The sequence below is a fragment of the uncultured Thiodictyon sp. genome (assembly GCF_903946935.1).
In the GTDB taxonomy this organism is placed as follows: Bacteria; Pseudomonadota; Gammaproteobacteria; order Chromatiales; family Chromatiaceae; genus Thiodictyon.
This window is the reverse complement of the sequence record NZ_CAJAXH010000306.1, coordinates 1-8,613: the sequence shown is the minus strand read 5'-3', so window position 1 is coordinate 8,613 and position 8,613 is coordinate 1. Positions and strand designations below refer to the sequence as shown.

Here is an 8,613-nt window from a genome sequence, read left to right as displayed (position 1 = left end):
TAGGATACCTGGCAGGCGACTCGATGCTGTCTTCATTCATATTGAAACCCGGAATAAGATCGCATTTTCGTATGGATTCCGGAGATTCTACAATTTTTTTGCTATAAAATCAATAATTTAGTTTCTAGACAGGCTCTAAATTAATCTTCTTTTCTTTCTTCTTCGCGCCTTCGCGCCTTCGCGTGAGTCATCTTTCTCTCCCCGGCTCCGCGTGAGTCACTCAGAACAGGTCCAACTGTCCTGGTGCCAAAGGCGCGCTCGGCAGATTCTCCACCCGCAGTGAGTAATCGTCATGGCCCCATTCGCAGCGCGCGAGAATCTGGTGGGGTATCTTCTTGACGGTGAGATTGGGATGCAGGTCGGCCTTCGCGCGGAAGGACGTACACAAGACCAGAAGACTGCGCTCCGGCCCCACCTCATCGCTCAGTTGCGCAAGCTGCTCCTGGGTCAGGCTGGCGGTGGTGACATAGATAAAGTCACGCTCGGTGGAGCGGCCATGCTGCCAGTAGAGCGAGTCCGACGGGGCATAGCTGAAGCCCTCCAGCTTGCATAGGGCTTCGGCCAGCATGGCTGCATTATAGTCGTGGTTGATGACCCAGTTGCCCCAGGTGTCCTTTTCCAGCAACGACGGTGCCAGCCGGTAATAACGGAAGCCGCCACCCCCCTTCCAATCGACTGCCTTGGTAATCCCGCCGGGGTCCTCGCCGTCGATCACCTTCTTGAGTCGCGGGATGATATGGGTATGGCAGTGCTCACCCAGTTCCACCATGATCCAGCGGCGGCCCATCTTGTGCGCAACGGCGCCGGTGGTGCCGGAGCCGGCGAAGGAGTCGAGGACGAGGTCGCCGGGGTTCGTGGCGATATGTATCACCCTCTCCAAGAGCGACTCCGGCTTGGGATTGTCGAAGACCGGAACATCTAAAAGGAGTGCAAGCAACCCTTTTTTCGCATCATCATTTGTTCCTACTTCAGCGGCAGGCCATATCGTTTCAGGAGTGAGTCCTTTCTCCTCATAATCACGAAGAAACTTCTTGGCGCGAGGTGCGTTATCGCCATCCGATCCAAACCAAATATTGCCAGCGCTGACCTCTTCCTGCATCCGAGGCTTGGTGTAAAGCCAACAACGGCCTTTTGGTGGATCAATCGCGCGTCCAGAGGGTAAAATCAACTGATAGAACTGACTTGCGGTAGCGTGACCAGCTTGCGCGTTTACCGAAACGGATTGCCAAGGTCCTCGCGGATCATTATCGGGATTCTTGTATCGGGCGAGAACCTCGCTGTTTAAACCAAGTGCATTCCGAGTCTTTTCAAACAACGGTTTTGATCTTGCGTATACCAGTACGTGATCATGGTTAAATGAAAAAACGCGACGGTTTTCCCGAGACGTTCGCTTTTCCCAGACTACATTCGCTAGAAAACATGCGCGACCAAATATTTCATCACACAAAACCTTCAAGTAATGACACTCGTTGTCATCAATGGTAATCCACAACGACCCATCCTCCGACAGCAACCGCCGGATGATCTCCAGCCGGTCGCGCATCAGCGATAGCCAAATGGAATGCTCCACCCCGTCGTCGTAGTGGGTAAAGGCGCTCCCGGTGTTGTAGGGCGGGTCGATAAAGACGCACTTCACCTTGCCCGTGAACTCCGCCTCCAGCGCCTTGAGCGCCAGCAGGTTGTCGCCGAAGATCAGCCGGTTGTCGAAGATATCGCCAATTTCTGTCTCACGCGAAGACGCGAAGCCGCGAAGAGAAGCATGCGAAGTGGATAAAGCCCCCGCGTGCGCATCGGCAAGCCCCTCTCCAACGATACTCTTTTCTCCTTTTCTTTCTTCCTTCGCGTCTTCGCGCCTTCGCGTGAGATTCTTTTCTTCTTCGCGTGAACTCATCTTCACCCGATGCCGCGCGTGATAGGACCGCGCCGGGTCCTCCAGCAGGATGCGCGGCTCCAGCCGTGGCCGGTTCTCTTTGCCGATCCAGGTCAACTCCAGTTTTCTTACAGCCATCTCGTCTCCATTAACTCATTGACCAGCGGACGGTGAAGAGAGTACGCAGGTGAGCCGTTTGCGTTAGCTTCCCCTCAATGGCGTCAATCAGGGCCTCACGCTGGTGGTCTACCTCGTCCTGTGCATCGAAAAGCGACCGCCGCTTTCGGTTGCGCTCGGCCTCCAGGGCCTTGACCTCCCTTTGGCCCACGAGCTTTTCCTCCAGCGTGACAGCGGCAGTTGCCGCGCGGCGTGCCTCCCGAATCTGGCGATCCATTTCCTTGATTTCCCGCTCCAACCCCACCTTGAGGTCATCGGACCAGCCGTCGAGTTTCTGGGCCTCGGCCTCAAAGAAGCGGGCGTTGCGCTCGGAGATCCCGCGCTCGATCCCGGATCGCTTCTCTGCGGTTTGCGCTGTGAGCATTTCAACCCAGTCCCCCGGCATCTCATCCGCTGGGATTCGCGCGGCAGACCCGGGCAGGGTCATCAGGCGGGCGGCGGCCTCAGGGTCCAAGGGTATCCCGTCATCCGTCACGGCGGCAAAGATCAGATGATCCTCTGCTTGGTTTAGGGATTCTACACTAAATGAAGAGAGGGTCAGCCAACCGGAGCAACCGATCAGGGGTTCCACGAGGCTGATTTTGCCTGGGTGGCTACCGTAGTCGAAGCGGATTGCGGCGGGCGGCAGGTCACGGTCCTTGGCCTTGGTCAGCAAGGCCTCGGCCAGGGGGTGGTTCAGACGATAGAGATGCGCCTCACCGGTGCGGCGCGGTAACTCATAGAGACCCAGCGGGACTTCTGTGCCTGCGTCCGGCGGCACACGGACAAGGCGGAAGGAGGCATCGCCCATAAACTCCGCGTGTCCATGCAGCTCATGTCGGGTGAGCTGCATCAGCAGGCGCTCATACCGGCTCAGGTCGGCCTTGGAACTCGCCTCCCTGACCTTGAGCTTTTCGCGCACCTCATCGTCGAAGTTCTCCAACAGTTGGGCGCGGGTCCGGGCCATCGAGGCGTCGATCTCGAAGCTCAGCTCCAGTTGCAGTTGGTCGAAGGCGTGCTGGATGTCCGCGGGTTTGCGGCAGCGCTGGTAGATGGCGGCGATGCGCTTCTCGAAATCCACCCCGGATTCGATCGCCCCGAGCACCTCATCGCTGGCACCGAAAACGCCCTCGAAGAGCTGGAACTTCTCGGCGAGCAGTTCGTAGACGCGCTGGTCGGCGGCGTTCTTGCGGTTGAGGAAGTTGACCACCACCACGTCGTGCCGCTGCCCGTAGCGGTGGCAGCGGCCAATGCGCTGCTCGATGCGCTGCGGGTTCCAGGGCAGGTCATAGTTCACCACCAGCGAGCAGAACTGAAGGTTGATGCCCTCGGCCCCGGCCTCAGTGGCGATCATGATGCGGCCCTGGTCGCGGAAGTAGTCCACCAGGGCGGAGCGCATATCGGCGGTGCGCGAGCCGCTCACGCGGTCGGTGCCCCGGTGGCGTTCGAGCCACTCGGCATAGACAAGCCGGGAGCGCTCATCGGTGTTGGAGCCGTTAAAGAGGACGATACCCTCTTGATAGGGGCTGTCCGCCAGCAGGCGCAGCAGGTAGCTCTGGGTGCGGCGCGACTCGGTGAAGATGATCGCCTTCTGCGCCGCGCCCAGTGTGCGGGCTTTGACGAAGGCCACGCCGAGCGCTTTGAGCAGCGCCGTGCCCTTGGCGTTGTGCTCGATCGAGGTGGCGAGCCGGGCGAAGGACTCCAGGTCGGCGATCTCGCGCTGTAGGGCGGCGCGGTCGGTTTCGGTCAGTGGTTCCGATGGGGCGTCGTCGGTCCACTCCTCGGCGGTTTCGTCCAGGGCCTCGTAGTCCTGATCCAGGGCTGCGTCTTGCGGTTTGCCGGGGGGCGACACCCCCGCCTTGGTTCTGAGTCGGTTGGCAATCGTCGTCAAGGCCCCGGCGATGGCGAAGGTGGACGAGGCGAGGAGCTTGCGCAGGACCAGCGTCATCAGGGAACGCTGGCCGGAGGGTAAGGCCTGGAGATTGTCCCGTTGCAGATAGTCGGAGACCAGGTGGTAGAGCCGGTCCTCGCCCTCTTCCGGGGTGAACTCCTCCACCAGCGGCAGACGCTTGGTGAAGGGGATGTAGGCGGTAACCTGGCGCCGCAGGGTGCGGTGACAGAGGGGCTTGAGCCGGGCCTTGAGGGTTGCGAAGACCTGCGCCTGGGCCAGGTTGGAGAACTGCTCCCTGAAGCTCTTGAGGTCACCGAAGCGATGCTCGTCGATGAAGCTGACCAGGCCGAATAACTCCAGCAGGGAGTTTTGTAATGGGGTGGCCGTGAGCAGCAGCTTGTGCCGACCGGCCAGGGCCAGCTTTAACGTGTTGGCGATGACATTGGACGGCTTGTAGACATTGCGCAGTCGGTGGGCCTCATCGATGACCACCAGGTCCCACGCGGTGGCCTGGACATCGGCTGCCCTGGCCTTGGCGAATTGGTAGGAGCAGATGACGATCTCAGGGACCTCGAAGGGGCGGAACTGGCCCTGGCGGATCGCGGTATTGTATGACTTGGCCTCCAGGAGGCGGCAGGGCAGGAAGAATTTCTCGGTCAGCTCCTGTAACCATTGCTTGCGCAGGTTCGCGGGGGTGATGACGAGGATACGGCGCCGCCGTTCAGCCCAACGCTGGGACATGACCAGGCCGGCCTCAATGGTCTTGCCGAGCCCCACCTCGTCGGCAAGAAGCGCGCCCTTGGACAGCGGCGATGCGAAGGCGAACAGGGCCGCATCAACCTGATGGGGGTTGAGATCGACCTGGGCGCTGGCAACGGCACCGGCAAGCCGCTCGGGGCTGTCGGGCGGGAAGCGGCGCGTGAGCTCGTGGGCGATGTATTTGGCGTGGTAGTCCGTTAGGCTCATGTCGCCACCGGGGCAAGGTTCTCGATGGCTGGGGCAATCCGGCGGGGCAACCGGCACTGATTATCTGAGAATCAGGAGCGTACCATGAAAAATTGCCAGGTAATACATCCCTGCCCCCCCATAAGATAACCCGCTCAAGCCGATCAGCCAAAGACGCCGGGTACGCGCGCCGGAAGCAGCATGCGCTTGAGCCAGACGACGAAGGCACGGCGCAGGCTCGCGTTCTCCGCCCCGGCCAGCTACTCGACCAGGCAGGCGATGACCCGCTGGATGTGCTCCGGCGCCTGGGCATTCTCCATTTAGACCTTGCCCTCCTGCCGCAGCGCCGCCAGCTCCGCCTCCACCTCGGCGTCCACCTCCAGCTTCATAAACTCCCGCTCGAGCTGGCTGTACTCGCCGGAGAGCTCGGCACGCGCCTCCATGCGCGCCTCCATCTCGTCGACCTTGTCCGCCATGCGGCCGAAGGTGCGATCGAGATCGAGCCCGGCCTGGAAGCGGTCGCGGACCTGATCCATCTGCTCGAGCGCCTGGGTGGCCCGCTGCCGGGCGACCAGGCTGCCCTTCTTGAGCCGCGCCTCCGCCAGCTTGGCCTCCAGCGCGCGCAGTTGGGACTTGAGCCGTTCGCTGGTATGCCGGGCCGACTCCCATGACGTTTGCAGGCTGACAACGATACCCTCGTGCTCCTTCTTGCGCAGCAGCGCCTCGCGCGCCAGTGCCTCGTTGCCGACGGCCAGCGCGCGGCGGGCGCGCTCATGGCATTCGCCGGCCTGCCGACGCTGGTTCTCCAACTCCTTGGCCAGTTGCTTTTCGCTGGCCAGGGCATCGACGGCCCCCTCCCGGGCGCTATTGATATTCTCCTCCATCTCCCGGATGAGTTGTTTGATCATGCGCTCCGGGTCCTCCACCCGGTCGACCAGATCGTTGAGATTGGCAGCAATGACATCGTTGATTCGCTTGAATATATTGGCCACGGAGCACCTCGAACAATTTGGCATGGACAGGAACCGGTCGCCCTTGCGCCACCTTGCGCCAACCGCCGGGTATGGCACCGGACGGCGAGCGGCATGACGTCAGACATTGACTTTAGTGCAGACGCCTGGCCGGCGCCAACATCGATCGGGCGGGGCAGCCGCGGCGCTCACGGGGAATTTGCAGGGCCGGGGCCGGATCGGCTACCTTGACCGGCTTGTCACACGCCCCAGGAGACGGTCCGCCGGGCCGCCTCCCAACCAACCGGAAGTACGCACCATGCAACCCGTCCTGAAGTCCGCCAAACTGGCCAATGTCTGCTACGACATCCGCGGCCCGGTGATGGCCCGCGCCAGCCAGATGGAGGAGGAGGGCCACCACATCATCAAGCTGAACATCGGCAACCCGGCCGCCTTCGGCTTTGAGGCGCCGGACGAGATCGTGCGCGACGTCATCCACAACCTGCCCAACGCCTGCGGCTATGCCGAGTCCAAGGGGCTGTTCGCCGCCCGCAAGGCGATCATGCACTACACCCAGGAAAAGCAGATCCGGGCCGTGCAGGTGGGCGACATCTATGTGGGCAACGGGGTCTCCGAGCTGATCGTGATGACCATGGGGGCCTTGCTCGATAGCGGCGACGAGGTGCTGGTGCCGGCGCCGGACTATCCGCTATGGACCGCCGCCGTCTCGCTCGCGGGCGGCACCCCCTGCCACTACCTGTGCGACGAGGGGGCGGGCTGGCTGCCGGATCTGGACGACATCCGTGCCAAGATCACCCCGGCCACCCGCGCCATCGTGATCATCAACCCCAACAATCCGACCGGCGCACTCTACCCGGTGGACCTGCTGCTGGAGATCGTGGAGATCGCCCGCACCCACCAGCTGATCGTCTACGCCGACGAGATCTACGACAAGGTCCTCTACGACGGCGCCACCCATACCTCCATTGCCTCGCTGGCGGACGACGTGCTGTTCGTGACCTTCAACGGGCTGTCCAAGAACTATCGCGCCTGCGGCTACCGCGCCGGATGGGCGATCGTCTCAGGCGAGAAGCGCCACGCCCGCGACTATATCGAGGGGCTGGACATCCTCTCCTCGATGCGGCTGTGCGCCAATGTACCGGCCCAATACGCCATCCAGACGGCGTTGGGCGGTTATCAGAGCATCGACGACCTGGTCGCCCCCCACGGGCGCCTGTGTAAGCAGCGCGATCTGGCCTGGGAGATGCTCAGCGCCATCCCCGGCGTGACCTGCCACCGGCCCCAGGCGGCCCTGTATCTGTTCCCCCGGCTGGACCCCAAGGTGTACCCCATCCTCAATGACCAACAGTTCATCCTGGAGCTGCTGTTGGAGGCCAAGGTGCTGCTGGTGCAGGGCAGCGGCTTCAATTGGCCCCATCCGGACCATCTGCGGGTGGTCTTCCTGCCCAATACCGATGACCTGCAAGAGGCCATGGGACGGATCACCCGCTTCCTCGAGGGCTACCGCAAGCGGCACGGGGGCTGATCCGGATTTCTCACGCGTCTCACGCCAAGCCGCCAAGAAAACAGTCAATGAGCCTAGAAAATGCAGTTATCACGCCAAGGCGCCAAGCTCGCCAAGGCTTTTCAGTGCGTTATCGGCGTTGCGCCAGTCGCCCGGAGGGTGATCTGGACAGTGGCTCTACCCGATTGTATTTCTTGGCGAGCTTGGCGCCTTGGCGTGAGCTATTCGGGCTAAGCCAGGGCGCGCGGAGTTAGAATCGATTCATCCCAAGACCGCGCGACCCATCGACCATGCCGGACCTGCACGACCTCGAACTGCTGCTGCGCTCCGCGACCCCGATCATCCTGATCGAGTCGATCGAGGAACCGCGGGTACTCACACTTTTCGCACAGTTGGCCCTGCGCCTGGCGCAGCCGGCCTATCGCTGGTCGGTGACCGATGGGCTGCGGCGCATCGAGTTCGGTGCGGACCCCGAGCAACGCCTCACCGACCCCACCCAGGCCCTGCGCTAGCTGCGCGCCGGGGCCGAGACCGGGGTCTATCTGCTGCTCGACTTCCACCCTTATTCGAGTACGACACCCGCTCATTTGCCGACGTGGCGGGCCTCGCCAACCTCAAGGCGTGGCTCGAGCGGCGCCGCCAGCCCTTCCTCGATCCGGCGCGGACCACGGATTACCCGCGCGGCATCCTGCTCTTAGGCGTGCAGGGCGGCGGCAAGAGCCGGGCCGCCAAGGCGGTGGCCGGGTGTTTCGGCGTGCCGCTGCTACGCCTGGACTGCGGCGCGCTCTACGACAAATACATCGGCGAGACCGAGAAGAACCTGCGCCAGGCACTGGCCATCGCCGATCAGATGGCCCCTGTTGCCTGTGGATCGACGAGATCGAGAAGGGCCTCGCGCTCGGCTCGGAGGACGAGGGCGTCGGCCGGCGGGTGCTGGGCACCCTGCTCACCTGGATGGCGGAGCGCAACACCCGGGTCTTCCTGGTGGCCACCGCGAACGACATCGCCCGCCTGCCGCCTGAACTGATCCGCAAGGGGCGGATCGACGAGCTCTTCTTTGTCGACCTGCCGGTGATGGCCGAGCAGATCGAGGACCTGCGCGACTGGGCGCGCGAGCGCTGCGTACCGGCCCATGGCCCAGGGCGGAACCGTTCTAGCCAGGACTCTCTGTTGCAACCGGCGGTTGTCCGCAACACTGGACAACGCCAGGTGGCCCGGGTATAAAGCACGTCGGTCCCCTTACTGTCCGAGGCCCCGTGCGTGAACCTTCGTGAGG

The 8,613-nt window shown here is 62.5% G+C and carries 5 protein-coding genes and 1 pseudogene; 3 read left to right on the top strand and 3 right to left on the bottom strand.

Annotated elements, in window-relative coordinates:
* Positions 1-220: 220 nt before the first annotated feature.
* From QZX93_RS25745 to QZX93_RS25735, 3 genes are all read right to left on the bottom strand, one after another.
* A complete protein-coding gene (locus QZX93_RS25745) occupies positions 221-2,008 on the bottom strand; it encodes a site-specific DNA-methyltransferase (protein WP_295390485.1) in 1,788 nt (595 codons plus the stop codon).
* Positions 2,009-2,018: 10 nt separating this feature from the next.
* Positions 2,019-4,883 carry an SNF2-related protein gene (locus QZX93_RS25740; RefSeq protein ID WP_295390483.1) on the bottom strand — a complete coding sequence of 955 codons (2,865 nt, stop codon included), beginning with the start codon at positions 4,881-4,883 and terminating at the stop codon, positions 2,019-2,021.
* A gap of 299 nt (positions 4,884-5,182) precedes the next feature.
* Complete coding sequence (locus QZX93_RS25735) at positions 5,183-5,854, bottom strand: PspA/IM30 family protein (RefSeq protein ID WP_295390481.1); 672 nt, start codon at positions 5,852-5,854, stop codon at positions 5,183-5,185.
* 277 nt (positions 5,855-6,131) lie between these two features.
* Here QZX93_RS25735 and QZX93_RS25730 point away from each other — a divergent pair, with 277 nt between their 5' ends.
* From QZX93_RS25730 to QZX93_RS25715, 3 genes and pseudogenes are all read left to right on the top strand, one after another.
* Entirely contained in the window at positions 6,132-7,358 is a 1,227-nt protein-coding gene (locus tag QZX93_RS25730; RefSeq protein ID WP_295390478.1) for a pyridoxal phosphate-dependent aminotransferase, read from the top strand.
* A gap of 269 nt (positions 7,359-7,627) precedes the next feature.
* Complete coding sequence (locus QZX93_RS25725; RefSeq protein WP_295390475.1) at positions 7,628-7,849, top strand: hypothetical protein; 222 nt, start codon at positions 7,628-7,630, stop codon at positions 7,847-7,849.
* Between the two features lie 83 nt (positions 7,850-7,932).
* Positions 7,933-8,561: pseudogene (locus QZX93_RS25715) on the top strand (AAA family ATPase).
* Positions 8,562-8,613: the final 52 nt, after the last annotated feature.